This window comes from Bacillus sp. FSL W8-0645, assembly GCF_038007905.1.
Taxonomy (GTDB): domain Bacteria; phylum Bacillota; class Bacilli; order Bacillales; family Bacillaceae; genus Bacillus; species Bacillus pumilus.
Genome location: NZ_JBBOYC010000001.1, coordinates 1,904,104 through 1,917,698 on the forward strand (window position 1 = coordinate 1,904,104; position 13,595 = coordinate 1,917,698).

At 41.9% G+C, this 13,595-nt stretch carries 13 protein-coding genes; 8 read left to right on the forward strand and 5 right to left on the reverse strand.

The genetic code is table 11. The features are described 5' to 3' along the window. Window positions 1-16: 16 nt before the first annotated feature. Window positions 17-595, reverse strand: coding sequence for a branched-chain amino acid aminotransferase (locus tag NST39_RS09555; RefSeq protein ID WP_341028104.1), 579 nt, complete (start codon window positions 593-595; stop codon window positions 17-19). 125 nt (window positions 596-720) lie between these two features. Between NST39_RS09555 and NST39_RS09560 the strand changes: the two genes are divergently transcribed. The 6 genes from NST39_RS09560 to NST39_RS09585 all read left to right on the forward strand — a co-directional run bounded on the left by NST39_RS09560 (window position 721) and on the right by NST39_RS09585 (window position 8,455). Next, on the forward strand, window positions 721-1,854 hold the full coding sequence (locus tag NST39_RS09560) for a CdaR family transcriptional regulator (RefSeq protein ID WP_106065400.1): 1,134 nt from the start codon (window positions 721-723) through the stop codon (window positions 1,852-1,854). A gap of 77 nt (window positions 1,855-1,931) precedes the next feature. Further along, on the forward strand, window positions 1,932-3,341 hold the full coding sequence (glcD, locus tag NST39_RS09565) for a glycolate oxidase subunit GlcD (protein ID WP_341028106.1): 1,410 nt from the start codon (window positions 1,932-1,934) through the stop codon (window positions 3,339-3,341). After that, complete coding sequence (locus tag NST39_RS09570) at window positions 3,338-4,681, forward strand: (Fe-S)-binding protein (protein WP_044141326.1); 1,344 nt, start codon at window positions 3,338-3,340, stop codon at window positions 4,679-4,681. The genes glcD and NST39_RS09570 overlap by 4 nt, the downstream gene beginning before the upstream one ends. Window positions 4,682-4,755: 74 nt before the next feature. Beyond that, window positions 4,756-6,243: a spore germination protein gene (locus tag NST39_RS09575; RefSeq protein ID WP_065098154.1), complete on the forward strand. Its 1,488-nt coding sequence runs from the start codon at window positions 4,756-4,758 to the stop codon at window positions 6,241-6,243. Between the two features lie 12 nt (window positions 6,244-6,255). Then, window positions 6,256-7,344, forward strand: a complete 1,089-nt coding sequence (locus tag NST39_RS09580; RefSeq protein WP_243632637.1) for a GerAB/ArcD/ProY family transporter — start codon at window positions 6,256-6,258, stop codon at window positions 7,342-7,344. Between the two features lie 10 nt (window positions 7,345-7,354). Further along, the gene (locus NST39_RS09585) at window positions 7,355-8,455 is read left to right on the forward strand and encodes a Ger(x)C family spore germination protein (protein WP_111913508.1); all 1,101 of its coding nucleotides are present in this window, start codon (window positions 7,355-7,357) and stop codon (window positions 8,453-8,455) included. Window positions 8,456-8,467: 12 nt separating this feature from the next. Here the strand turns inward: NST39_RS09585 and NST39_RS09590 are convergent, their stop codons facing one another. Further along, on the reverse strand, window positions 8,468-9,457 hold the full coding sequence (locus tag NST39_RS09590; protein WP_243632636.1) for a hypothetical protein: 990 nt from the start codon (window positions 9,455-9,457) through the stop codon (window positions 8,468-8,470). 20 nt (window positions 9,458-9,477) lie between these two features. Continuing rightward, on the reverse strand, window positions 9,478-9,708 hold the full coding sequence (locus tag NST39_RS09595) for an excisionase family DNA-binding protein (RefSeq protein ID WP_044141321.1): 231 nt from the start codon (window positions 9,706-9,708) through the stop codon (window positions 9,478-9,480). A gap of 289 nt (window positions 9,709-9,997) precedes the next feature. Here NST39_RS09595 and NST39_RS09600 point away from each other — a divergent pair, with 289 nt between their 5' ends. Beyond that, window positions 9,998-10,600 carry a DedA family protein gene (locus tag NST39_RS09600; RefSeq protein WP_003211157.1) on the forward strand — a complete coding sequence of 201 codons (603 nt, stop codon included), beginning with the start codon at window positions 9,998-10,000 and terminating at the stop codon, window positions 10,598-10,600. A 40-nt stretch (window positions 10,601-10,640) separates the two neighbouring features. On the opposite strand, the gene NST39_RS09605 is transcribed toward NST39_RS09600, so the two are convergent. After that, the gene (locus NST39_RS09605; protein WP_268484933.1) at window positions 10,641-11,462 is read right to left on the reverse strand and encodes a uroporphyrinogen-III synthase; all 822 of its coding nucleotides are present in this window, start codon (window positions 11,460-11,462) and stop codon (window positions 10,641-10,643) included. A 143-nt stretch (window positions 11,463-11,605) separates the two neighbouring features. Here NST39_RS09605 and NST39_RS09610 point away from each other — a divergent pair, with 143 nt between their 5' ends. Continuing rightward, the gene (locus NST39_RS09610; RefSeq protein ID WP_044141318.1) at window positions 11,606-12,226 is read left to right on the forward strand and encodes an acetate uptake transporter; all 621 of its coding nucleotides are present in this window, start codon (window positions 11,606-11,608) and stop codon (window positions 12,224-12,226) included. A 38-nt stretch (window positions 12,227-12,264) separates the two neighbouring features. On the opposite strand, the gene NST39_RS09615 is transcribed toward NST39_RS09610, so the two are convergent. Continuing rightward, entirely contained in the window at window positions 12,265-13,284 is a 1,020-nt protein-coding gene (locus NST39_RS09615; protein ID WP_044141316.1) for an LLM class flavin-dependent oxidoreductase, read from the reverse strand. Window positions 13,285-13,595: the final 311 nt, after the last annotated feature.

A 13,595-nucleotide genomic window follows, 5' to 3' on the forward strand; every position in this document is an offset into this window, starting at 1 on the left:
ATCACAAAAAAACGGCTCAGGAATTTGAGCCGTTTTTTGATTCATTCATTTCAAGCTGCATGATCAAGCGGAATAAAAAGCGGTACACGGCTAAGACAACTTCAATGAAAGGCATATCTTCATAGATGTCCTCAAGCTCAAGAAGCTGTAAATTCACATCGAATAAGCCGTCTTGCCCATTAAATTGAAGCTGCGCACCATTTAATGAAGCCAGCATGTCCTTTAGAATGCCTGTGTCTTTTTTAGGACGTTTGAAGCCGAATAACACGGTATACGTTTGAAATACTTCGTCCCATTCAATGGCTAATCCATCGACTCTCACCACATCAAACCACTTTGATTCGATATAAATGAATTCTTTTTGATGTTGTTTTACATATGTAAGCGGTGTGTTTAGAAATGTGGCGCCCTCTGATTGAATCATGTCCTCGGATTCTTTGTCTACACGCTCTATATATACATCGCTAAAGCGTGCCTCTTCCTTTATTCTTGCACCCTCTAAAGGCCAATTGTAGCGCGCCGCTTCGTCATATTCAAAGTCTGTCAGCGCTTGTCCTTCTTTCAATAAATCTTGTAAGCGATTTTGTAGCGACATGGCTATGTCTCCTTTCTTCTCCTTCACGTGCGTGTATTATTTTAGCATAACTCATGAAAAGAAAGATATGACTCAGCATATGATGGTATGATAGTGTCAAAAGATACATCTCGGAGGGGTACGTTTTGCTCACAATGACATTGGCAGAAAAAATCGTAGACGAGGTCAAAAAGGTGCTGACTGAGGAAATCATCATTACACAAACAAACGGCACCATCATAGCGGCAACAGATCCAGCGCGCATTGGTCAATTTCATGAAGGGGCATATTTGACATCCTTTGAAGGACAAAAACGAATCCTCACAAAGGATGATGAGCAACGAATGAAAGGGGTCAAAGCTGGCATCAATCTGCCTATTTATTTTAAGCAAGAGGTCATTGGTGTGATTGGGATGACAGGAAATCCCGTCCATGTCTCTCCATTTGGCGAAATATTACGAAAAATGACCGAATTGCTCATTCAAGAACATGAATTTTTTCTAGAAACGGAAACCGATGAACGGCAGCTTGAAGCGTTTGTGTTCGACTGGCTTCACCTGCCAGAGACAGCCATCGATCTCACTGAAAAAGCAGCGCGGCTTCAGCTTGATATCAATAAGCAGCGTGTGGTCGTCCTCATTGATTGTCACAATGAATCGTTTATGAAGCAGGATCAATATAAAAAAGTGAAGGAAATGCTGCATCTCACCAATCAGGAAATGATCGTCCGCTGGGGACATGCCCGCTTTTTGCTCATGCTGCAAACCTCGGCAAATGATCGTGATACTTTGCGGCAGCGTCTTTTTCACATCCATGCTGCGCTCACCGCACGTCCTAAGTCAAAGGTTTTGATAGGTGCGGGAAAACCTGCAGCTGGACAGATGATGAAGCAATCATTTCATCAAGCCTTTCGTGCCTTAAAAATGGCGAATGCAGATACACCGATTGTGTTTGATGAAGATTTAACACTTGAACTTTTTATAGAAGAAGTGAGTCAGGAAACAAAAGAAGTGTTCCTTGATCGAACGATTGTCCCGCTTCTCCCCTACCCTGAGCTAGTGAAAACATTGCGTGTACTCATGACGTCAGATTGCTCATTGAAATATACTGCGGAAGCGATGCACGTACATATCAATACACTGCATTACAGGCTAAAACGTATCCAAGATTTAACAACACTTGATCCGAAACGCATGCAAGATGCGATGCTCTTTTATTTAGCCTTGATGCTATTAGATCATCATCCAAATAAACGAGGCGAGAAGCCCGATATTTTGTAGAATCGTCCATAGGCATGAGGCGATTCTTTTTTTATACTGAAAGAAACGGTATGTCTAATCAGTAGGAGTGAATGCGTATGTTAAATTCTGAATTTTTTAGTCAATTAAAAAAGATTGTCGGTGCGTCTCATGTACAGGGCAGTAAAGCCGATCGGCTTGCCTACTCTTATGATGCAACGCCTAATTTTCAGCATATGCCAGATGTTATCGTAAGCCCACGCACGGCTGAGGAAATCCAGCAAATTGTTCGGCTCTGCGCCTCATATAAGATGCCAATTGTGCCAAGAGGATCCGGAACGAACCTTTGTGCAGGAACCTGTCCTACACAAGGCGGACTTGTGATGTTGTTTACAAGAATGAACCGATTCATCGAAATTGACGAAGAAAACCTGACTGCAACGGTCCAGCCTGGTTTGATCACACAGGAACTCATTCACCAAGTAGAGGCAAGAGGCCTTTTCTATCCACCAGATCCAAGCTCGATGAAAATTTCGACGTTAGGCGGCAATATTAATGAAAATTCAGGTGGGCTCCGGGGGTTAAAATATGGTGTGACGAGAGATTATGTACTTGGACTTGAAGTGGTTTTGCCAAACGGTGACATCATCAAAACGGGCGGTAAGCTCGCAAAGGACGTGGCCGGGTATGATATGACCCGCTTATTCGTTGGATCAGAAGGAACACTCGGCATTGTTACAGAAGCGACGCTGAAGCTTTTACCGCTTCCAGAAACCAAACAAACGATGCTTTGCTTATATGAAAGCCTTGAGGAAGCAGCTGCATCAGTTTCGGCGATTATTGCAGAGCGGATCATCCCCGCCACGTTAGAATTTATGGATCAGCCGACACTAGAAGTCGTCGAAGACTTCGCCAAAATCGGCCTGCCGACTGACGTTCAAGCGGTGCTATTAATTGAACAGGACGGCAATCCTGAGGCGGTTTCCCGTGATATACAAAGCATTGCAAAGGTTTGTCAGCAGCACGGTGCAAAAGAAGTGAATATCGCACACTCTGAAGAAGAAGCAAGTGCCCTTTTAACAGCGAGGCGAGCCGCTTTATCTGCCCTCGCCCGTTTAAGCCCTACGACGATTTTAGAAGATGCCACAGTTCCCCGATCTGAAATTGCGAACATGGTGCGCGCGATCGAAGACATTGCGAGAGAGTACGACGTGAAAATCTGTACATTTGGTCATGCAGGTGACGGAAATCTGCATCCTACTTGTGCAACTGATGCAAGAAATGAAGAAGAAATGAAGCGGGTTGAAGAAGCCTTTCAGGCCATTTTTGAAAAAGCAGTCTCCCTCGGCGGCACCATTACGGGTGAGCATGGTGTGGGTCTAATGAAAGCCCCCTATTTGGAGCTAAAGGTCAAAAAAGAAGGAATCGCTGCAATGAAAGCGATCAAACAAGCGCTAGATCCGGCAAATATCATGAATCCTGATAAGGTGTTTGGAAAAGCAGCAAGGAAGCGAGTGGTGATCTCATGAATTCCTCTAAACAAACAAAGATTCAGCAAACATTTCAACAGCAAATGGATGAAAAGGAGCTGCTCAATTGCATGCGCTGCGGCTTTTGCCTTCCTTCCTGCCCTACTTATATTGAATCGGGTCAACAAGAAACACACTCGCCCCGCGGCCGAATTGCTTTAATGAAGGCTGTAAGAGACGGCGTGATTGAGCCTGATGAAGATGTCGAACATTCATTGAACCTTTGTCTTGGCTGCCGTGCATGTGAACCGGTCTGCCCCTCAGGCGTCAAATATGGACGTTTACTTGAGGATGCAAGAGACATCATTCAGCAGCACAAAAAACAATCCCTTCCTGTCAAATTTGTGAGACGTGTTGTGTTTAAAGGACTCTTTCCTTCCCAAAGCCGGATGCGTCAAGCTGCTGGACTACTGCGATTTTATCAAACCTCTGGTCTGCAAACGGCCGCCCGCAAGTCTGGCATGCTAAAGGTACTTCCGCCGCATTTACAGCTGATGGAAGAGGCTCTTCCAAAGGTGCCGCGTCAACAAAAAAGCCGTGCGTTAGAATACAAAGCCATTGGCACAGCAAGAAAACGTGTCGCCTTTTTTACTGGCTGTTTAATGGATACCGTTTTTTCCAGCACAAACGAAGCGACCATCCAGCTTTTGCAACTGGCCGGCTGTGACGTTGTCGTCCCTCCTGTTCAGACGTGCTGCGGTGCACTTCATGGTCATAGTGGAGAAAAAGAGCAAGCGAAAGAGCTAGCAAGGCGGAATATTGAAGCATTTGAGGAGATTGAGGCAGATGCCATTGTCATGAATGCGGGCGGATGTGGTGCCTTTTTAAGTGATTATGATCATTTACTAAAGAATGATCCGTCTTTTCAAAAGCGAGGTGAAGCCTTCTCACAGAAAATCACGGATATATCAGACATTCTCGTGGAGCTGGAATTTCACGGCCGTACGCCGCTTGCTTTGCCAGAGCAAGTCATCACCTATCAAGATTCCTGTCATTTGCGGAACGGAATGGGTGTACAGCAAGCGCCAAGGGTGCTCATGAAAGCAATTCAAGGGGTATCATTTAAAGAAATGAAGGATGCCGACCGCTGCTGCGGATCCGCCGGAATTTATAATATCTTGCAGCCACAAATGTCGATGCAAATTTTAGATCATAAAATGACAGAAGCTAGTCAAACAGCTGCGGCTGCTATTGTCACGTCCAATCCAGGCTGCCAGCTGCAAATGGCAGCAGGTATCAAACGTTCAGGACAATCGAACAGCATGCGTGCTGTTCATCTCGTAGATTTATTATTAGAAGCGGTTCAATATGGAAAAGAAGCGTCCAGCACATCAAGCTGAACGCTTTTTTTTCATGCATATCTTCCGGCAATTGGTTGGATAATAGAGGAAAATTGCGGAAGGAGATGGTTCAAGTGCTGAAGAAAAACAACCAACATCAAAAGGACCCAAATTCAGTATTTGAGGCATTGTCACGTTCCTCTGATTTTACAAACGAGTTGTCACGAAGTGAAGGTTTTCTTTATCGAATTTCTTTTTTTCGTTCTTTAATTAATGGGCATCTACTCCATGAACAAATTTTGCCCTGCATGAAAGAATTACATCTCACCCCCACTCTTGAGGAGCTGAAAGAACGAATTCCCATTGAACAGTCTGTCATCACGACCGATCTTCAGGAAGTGGAAAAAGCGCTTCATCAAGGGAATATGGCCATTCGTCTTGAAACGGACTGGGGTAAAGCGCTTCTGATCCCGATTGAAGAAAAGAAAGGCAGACAAGTAGGTCCGCCCGAGATAGAATTTGGCATTATTAGTGCACAGGAAGCATTTGTGGAGGTTTTGGATACCAATTTAAATTTGGTCAGACGGCGGCTGCCGACACCGAACCTGAAAGTGTCAGAAAAGACGGTTGGCACGCTTTCGCAAACAAAAGTAGCGGTGTTATATATTGAAGAGATTGCTAATCCGGCAAACATTGAAACCGTTCTCCAGCGTATTGAAGACATTGATTTTGATCAAATTTTAGATGCAAATTACCTTGCACAGATGCTTTATGATGTGTCCAATACGATCTTTCCGTTGTTTTTAAATACAGAAAGACCCGACCGCGTCTCTTCAGGTTTATCAGAAGGGAAAATTGCCATATTAGTGGATGGCTCGCCTCATGTCTTGCTTGCCCCGACGATTTTACTTGAGTATTTTTCCACTATGGAAGACTACAATATGTCGTGGATTGCGGCTTCTTGCTTTAGACTGTTACGCATATTTGCTGTGATATTTTCCATTTTTGCGACACCTTTATATGTAGCCGTTTTAACGTTTCATTATGAGCTAATTCCAAAAGACTTATTAGAAACCATTGTGTCCTCCCGCTATCTTGTTCCATTTCCTCCAATCATTGAGGCTCTGTTTTTAGAGGTTTCGATTGAATTACTAAGAGAAGCAGGTTCAAGGCTTCCAGCTAAAGTCGGTCAGACGCTCGGGATTGTTGGAGGGATTGTCATTGGACAGGCTGCTGTGGCAGCAGGATTAACAAGTAATATTTTACTCATTATTGTTGCCCTTTCTGCTCTTGCCTCATTTGTCACCCCTATTTACAAAATGGGCAGTGCCATTCGGCTGCTGCGATTTCCATTTCTACTTGCGGCACAGGTGTGGGGCGCATTAGGTATTGCAGTGATGGGATCATTCCTTCTCACCCATTTAATGAAATTAACGTCTATTGGACGTCCGTATCTAGAGCCTATTTTCCCATTGCGTCTAGCTGATTTAAAAGGCAGCTTGATTCGTCCTCAGCTTCGATTTTTGAATAAAAGACCGGAAAATTTACGCCCGGAAAATGAAACCATCCATCGGCAAAAGCCTAAGCAAGGCCGTAAGGGGAAAAATGATTTTTATGAATAAGGAAGTGAAAGCATGAGTTCTTCTTCTGTAAAAGAGAAATTTCAAGTTTCCCCTTTTTTTGTGTTTTTTCTCGTTAATGCCAATCAAGTTGGTGTCGGCATTTTAAACTTTCAAACAAACCTTGTTCGTTCTATGAATAATGATGGATGGATCGCCATTCTGATTTCTGGCTTCAGTGTCAATGTCATGATCTTTCTTATGTACATGATGTTTAAAAAGGCCCCTTCGGATGAATTTGGTGATATCACGCAATATGTATTTGGCAAGTGGGTTGGGCAATTATTCAACATTCTCTATATCTTATATTTTGCTTCTTTGTCGTTGACCGTTCTCGTCCATTATATGGATGTGATCCATGTATGGCTGTTTAAAGAAATTCCTGGTCTATTGTTTGCGTCTGTACTTCTGCTGCTCGTGTATTACATTCATACCGGCGGGTTTAGAACGATTGCTGGATGGGCATTTTTTAGTATTGTACTGACGTATTGGATGACGTTTATTTGTTTTTATGCCATGAAATATAGTCACATTCGTTTCATGTTCCCGATGTTTGATCATACTTTTTCGCAGCTGCTAGTGGGAGTCAAAGATGCTTCATTATCCATGTTTGGTTTTGGCACACTGCTTGTCTATTATCCCTTTATTAAACATGCGCAGACGTCTCAAAAATTTGCTCACATGGGGGCATTATTTACGACATGCTTAAATTTACTCGTCTTTCTCGTCTCCATTGCGTATTACTCAAGTGCTCAGCTTAAATTAACAAAATGGCCGACGTTAACGTTAACAAGTATTGTGAAGCTCCCGTTTATCCAGCGCTTTGAATTTATCGAAGTGTCTCTTTGGCTGCTTTTAATCATTCCGAATATCGCGATTCCACTATGGGCCGCGAGCCGAATGGCAAAACAAGTGCTTCATACAAGCCAGCGCGTCACGTTCATCGCGCTCAGCATCCTCATTCTGGTCATGTTTTCATTTTTTACGGGGGCGACTTCTTTTGAAACCTTTAACCAATGGGTGGAATATAGCGGATACTTTCTTGTATATGGCTTGATTGTCTGTATGGTTATTGGACTGATGCTGAAAAAAAAAGGTGGGTGAAAAAACGAGCATGAAACGTTATATACTCACGGGTCTCATGTTGTTTAGTCTATTCTTAACTAGCTGTGCACAGCCTCGCCTTTTAGATGAATTAAATATCTCTCAGGCGGCAGGATTTGATTTAATCGAAGATGGAGAAATGAAGGGCTTCTTTGTCTTCCCTGTCTTTAAAAGTGAGGAGCAAGGAAGTTATCAAATATTAAGCGCAAGGTCAAATACCATTAGTAATATTCAGTTTCTCGTATCAGAAAAATCACCTTTTCCAGTCGTCATGGGTCAGGTGCTCGTTATTTTAGTCAGTGAAAAATTAGCAAAGGAAGTCGGCATGATCGATTTAATGAATTACATTTATCGTGATCCTATCATTGGTTCACGCCAAGTGTTTGCGATTGTAGGCGGAGAAGTTGAAGATTTACTATATACAAAAATGAATCAAACGAACTTAAATATAGGTGTGTATCTCTCTGATCTGTTGTCCCAAAATATGCGAAATGGCAATCAACCTGTCACTAATCAGCATATTTTCATGAATCAGATGCTGGCAAAAGGAGTCGATGCTTACCTGCCTTACATCAAGAAAACGAGCAACGCCATTAAAGTCACAGGAGTTGCTCTGTTTGATCAGGAAAAAATGGTCGGTCATATCCCTGGAGAAGACACGTTCACATTTAAAGCGATGATTGAAAATCATAAAAATGGTATCTACGAGTTTCAATTGGCTGATCAAGAAAAGACCCATGTCGTCATTGAAAATATAAAATCACATGTGTCCTACCAGGTCAAACCAACGAATAACCTAACAAAAAAGCCTCATATCACGATTGATATCAAGCTGAAGGGCGAATTAAAAGAATTCATGAAGTCCAAGAAAATTGATAAACCGAATATATTGGACCAAGTCGAAAAAGAAGTAGAAAAACGTGTCGTTCAGCAAGGACAAGACCTTGTTCAGTCCTTTAAAAAGCAACATATTGATCCGCTTGGGCTAGGCTTAAAGTATCGATCAAAAGACAAAGCCATGACACCAGAAAAATGGCAGGAAATCTATCCTGATGCGGATGTACAAGTTAAATGCCATATGAAAATTGTGCAAACTGGTGTCAGTCAATAAAGGAGTTGAAAATTATTCAAAAATATCTTCTTTATTGTTCAATATGGTAGACACGTTCGTTTTGACTCTTGGAACGCCATCTTTTTGAAGATAGTCATTTAAAGTGTTCTCTACTTCACTTTTATCTGTGTGAAGGATCTTAGGTGAACATTGTTCCACAAGGACCGGTCTATTCCCTTTAGCACAGTGTGTCATTGTTTCAAGGGCAATTAAACTGAAAGGTCTTCCTTTGTCTAGCCATGTTTTCATTCTATCCCAGGTTGGACAGCTTAAGGCTGCCAGCCTTCCCCAATGAACGTGAAAATGAGTGCAAGTGACCTCCATCCAATTTAATACTTTGTTAGAGTGGAAACGGTACAGACAGATAAAAGCAGCTGTCGGTAATTCTTTTTCACTGATCGATTTCAATTTTTCTATTACATGTTGTAAACCTTCATCTTCTGGCAAACTGCTGGCCGCTGCCCATGAAAGTGGATAAAGAAATTCTTCGTCAGCCTGATTCACCAGTTCCCTTACCCACCCAACGGCAGATGTACCTAAAACATCAGCCACAATTTCTAACATGCGTGATTTCACTTCGATATGCTGAGTCTCATCGAACCGGCTTTGAACAGAGTCTAAGGTCCTTTGCTGATCATGCTGTTTCAGCGAATCAATGACATCATCCTCAAGAAACCACCTAGTAATTGAGAAGTTTATTAAAGACGCCAAATCTTGCCGCACGTCTTGTAATGTGGGGGCTTTATCTTCTTTGGTGACGATGACATCATCCTCTGATTGGAAAGCCTGTCCATCCTCTCCATAAAAATCATCATGCAGTAAAAATTGTTTAGGAGAATGGAGAACGGCTAAGTTATACCATTCAATCGGTCGTAAAGAATTGTTGAGTAGTCTCTTGTGACACGGTTGACATAATTGATAAGGTTGTTTCGGTTCAGCAGTATCTTCTACCACATCCATTGCGTTTTTTTGACAGGCTTCACATAAGACGACTTTTTCCACTCCATTCACTTCCTTTGAATCTAATCTTCGTCCTTTACATCTATATCTTCAGGAATCGGTTCATTTAAAATCTCTTGGACGAGCTCTTTGTATTGTTCAAGCTGCTTCATATGCGTTTGAAACTGTCCTTGATAAATGAGATATGATTCTCCGTCAAATACAAAGCGGATCTTTTTTTGCTGAATTAATTTCTCAACATACGCCTCTGATACTTCTAAGTATTCAGCTGTTTCTTCGATTGTTAAATACATGTTTATGCACCACCCGTTCGTTTCATCTAACAAATTATATCAGATCTGTTGAAAAAAACGGAAGCCGCCTGTTCATATTTTCTTTCCTGATATCATGATAACAAGTGTTCAGCAAGTAGATCGTCTAGGTGCGAGCAAATATGGTATGATAAAGTTTGCTAGATGGGCGTTTTTCGGTTTGACCTTCAGAGAGGTAAGCGGAAAGCAGACTCATGAGAAAAGTAAAACAAGCATAGGCTTTTAAAAGGATGCTTGAAGAAAATTCGTATTTAAAGGCAGAGTGAAATGAATGGGAACCTTGTTTAATGAAATTTTAACTTGGCTGACAAGCCTTGGTTATGTAGGTGTAGCACTAGGTCTGATGATTGAAATCATTCCGAGTGAAATTGTTCTTGCTTATGGCGGATATATGGTGTCGACAGGAACAATCGGTTTTGTTGGAGCTGTTATCGCTGGCGTCATCGGAGGTACGCTCGCACAGTGTTTTATATACTGGATCGGTCTTTATGGCGGAAGACCTTTTTTAACAAAGTACGGAAAATACTTATTCATCCATGAGCATCATATCGCCACTGCAGAGCGCTGGTTTGATCGATATGGCACCGGTGTAGTGTTTACAGCACGCTTTATTCCTGTTGTGCGCCATGCCATCTCCATTCCAGCGGGTATTGCCAAAATGCCTTTTTTGAAATTTGTTCTCTTGACGGGATTAGCTGCCATCCCTTGGTCTATCTTGTTTATTTATCTTGGCATGCAGCTCGGGACAAAATGGGATCACATTCAAAGTGTTGCTCACGCTTATACAACCCCTATTATGGCCATTGCGATCGGCCTGATCGTTCTCTATTTCGTCTTTAAAAAAATTCGTACGAACCGAAAAAGGACAATCTAATGAAAAACGCCTTCCACTGATCTAGTGAAAGGCATTTTTTCTATGAGTGTAAGGATTGTTTTTTCATATATTGGGATAATTCCATAATCATTGCACCCATTCTCTCAAGTGACGGGGCAAGAATCCGGTCAATTCCCTCTTCTTTTAAAGCTTCAGCTGTGACTTTTCCAACAGCTACTGCCAGTACGTGATGCTCAAATAGCGCTTGGAGTTCTTCTTTTCTTCCCCATTTTGCCGCTAGTGTGAAAAAGGCGTGCACCTGAACAGCGGTTGTAAAACAGACGGCGTGGACTTTTCCATCTTTCATTTCTTGAAGTAATGTTTCTGCAGCTTCTGGTTCAGGTGGTGTGTGCTGATAAGGTAAAAGCTGCAATACATCTGCCCCTTTGTCATGTAAAAACTTCATGAGAGCCGGAGCGTTTTCTCCGTGCAGCTGCACCATGACACGTTTGTCTTGAAACTCTTTGCCTTCAAGCTTTGAGATTAGGTCACGCACCGTTCCATCTTCATCAGACACGTCTGGCTGAATTCCGCGTTTTTTGAGTGCAGCATAGGTTTTGTATCCTCTTGAAGCAATCTGTGCATTTGATAGAATGTGCATAAATGCTTCCCCTAAATGAAGCTCTTCTGCACTCTCAATTAATGTATCAGTCCCGATACCCGTTGTTAAAATCACCCAATCGGCGCCTTTTTTCACAAAGGTTTCAATGCCTGGCTTTAACTCCTCTTTGGCTAAAAATACGGTTCCTTGAAGAGAACGAATAACGGCTTGTCCCCCTTGTTTTTCGACAAGTGTACGCATTTCTTCTGTTTTTCTCGTTCCACAAATGGCAATCGTTTTTCCAGCTAAGCCTTTACTCAATTTTATCCCTCTTTTTCTATCACATTTGATATGTATTAAATATAGATTTATTTGGAAGACGTTGCAAGTGTCTACTAAAAAAGAGCTTGACGTTTCGGTGGAATTCGAGTATCTTTTGTAAGTGCAAATTGTAGGAGGTCATTATGGAAAAACAGAATGTTCAAGCTTATCGATTATCAATTGCAGACCCAACACCACTTGGTTTGTTTGGTTTAGCAATGGTGACGCTCGTTGCGTCCTCACAAAAACTAGGAATTACAGATGGCACTTCCCTTATTTTACCTTGGGCTATCTTCCTTGGAGGCATCGCGCAGCTGATCGCGTCCATACAAGATTCAAAGCACCACAATATTTTTGGAGCCACTGCCTTTGGCGCATTCGGTCTTTTTTGGATGGGCGTTGGAACGACTTGGCTCATTCAAGCGGGCGTTTTTGGGAAAACGCTTGCGGGAGCAGCAGATCCAAAACAACTAGGTTTTGCGTTTATCGGGTATTTAATTTTCAGCTTGTTTATGACGATTGGTGCAATGGAAACACATAAAGTATTATTTTTGATTTTCGTCTTTATTGATTTCTTATTCCTTGGTCTTTCCCTAAGCTCATTTGGTGTGATGTACGACGTGACTCATACCATTGCCGGCATTGCTGAATTGATCATTTCCCTACTTTCATTTTATGGTTCAGCAGCAGTTGTGCTCAATACTCATTTTGGCCGTACTGTACTGCCAATTGGACAACCATTTCGTATTTTTACAAAAGCATAAGTAAAAAAAGAACTGCTTTGTGCAGTTCTTTTTTATGTTTATTTTTCTTGTGCTTCTTGGAAGATCTCGCCGATGATTTCATATGAACGCATTCTTTCTTGATGGTCAAACATATCCGAATTAATCATCACTTCGTCTGCTTGAGTGGCTTCAACAAAGGCTTCCAATTCTTTTTTCACCTTTTCTTTATCCCCGATCATTGTCGAACTTAATTGTTCATCCACCATCGCTTTTTCATACGGACTCCAAAGGCCGTCCATACTGTCGACAGGCGCTTTGAGTTTCCCTGGAGTATTTCGAATGAGACTCAAAAATCGCTGATAATGAGAGGTTGCCAAATATTCAGCTCGCTCTGTTTGATGTGCAGCAAAAGCTGTCACACCCACCATGGCATAAGGCTCTTTTAACACATCAGAAGGTCTAAATGACTGTCTATACAACTCTAAAGCAGGAATTGTATTTTTAGGTGAAAAATGTGCGGCAAAGGCAAATGGCAATCCAAGTTCTCCTGCAAGTCTTGCGCTAAAACCGCTTGAACCAAGCAGCCAAATCGGGATGTTTAGACCCTCTCCCGGAACGGCTCTTACATGTTTTTTGACTTGTCCGGTTGGTTTAAAATATTGCCGAAGTTCTTCTAGCTGCTCAGGGAAATCTTCTCCATTATGAAGATTACGTCTAAGCGCCCTTGCCGTTAACTGATCTGTCCCTGGTGCTCTGCCAAGACCTAAATCAATTCTCCCCGGATATAATGTCTCAAGTGTCCCAAATTGTTCAGCAATGACAAGTGAAGAGTGGTTTGGCAGCATAATTCCGCCAGATCCTACTCGAATTTTTTCGGTTCCGCCAGCAATATACCCAATTAAAACGGACGTTGCAGAACTCGCAACACCTTCCATATTATGGTGTTCTGCCAGCCAGTATCTATGATAACCCCACTTCTCCGCCTTTTTTGCTAAATCCATACTATGTTCAAAAGATTCCTTAATGGTGCCGCCTTCTGTTACAGAGGATAAATTTAAAACGGAATAAGCTGTGCGCTGTAAAACTGATTGACTCATAAATGATGTCCCCATTTCTGTCAAAAATCATACTAGTTCCATACTTTCAACACCATAACATAAAATCATCAAACATTTAAATGATTTGATTCGATGATTTTCGAAATGATGATTTTCTAGGTTTTACTTCCAATTTAAAAATTTGCTCATAGAATGAAATATCAATTTTAGGAGATGGGCAATTTGTACAATCAATTCGATCACAAATGTCCCTTTTGCGGTAAATATCATGAACAGCCTCATTACAAAAGATCACGTCATGACCGTCCTCAAAAAAGAGACTGTCCATTTGTTAAACAAAAACACCCAAA